Raw genomic sequence first — 262 nt, 5'->3', positions numbered from 1 at the left:
CATCATCTGTTGCAGTGACAGAAACTGTGTCACCTTCCTTCAAACCGCTGACTGGTACACTGAAGTTACCATCTTGACCAGCTTTAGCCGATACTTTAGAGCCATCTGGAAGCGTTACTTCTACTGTTGAGCCTGCTTCGGCTGTACCTGTGATTGCTGTGTCACCAGCTTTAACTGTGTTCGCTACTGGTTTAGCTGGAGCTGTTGTATCAGTTGTTGCTACCATTGGATCGCTGGCATCTGAAGTGTTTCCTGCTGGGTC

At 48.1% G+C, this 262-nt stretch carries 1 protein-coding gene; it reads right to left on the bottom strand.

Annotated elements, in window-relative coordinates; all coding sequences use genetic code 11:
• The coding region (locus H7T93_RS09880; RefSeq protein ID WP_260314202.1) for an Ig-like domain-containing protein at positions 1-262 on the bottom strand (262 nt) is incomplete at both ends.

The sequence above is a fragment of the Streptococcus sp. 9.1 genome (assembly GCF_016648815.1).
In the GTDB taxonomy this organism is placed as follows: Bacteria; Bacillota; Bacilli; order Lactobacillales; family Streptococcaceae; genus Streptococcus; species Streptococcus salivarius_E.
This window is presented reverse-complemented; position numbering and strand designations above follow the sequence as displayed.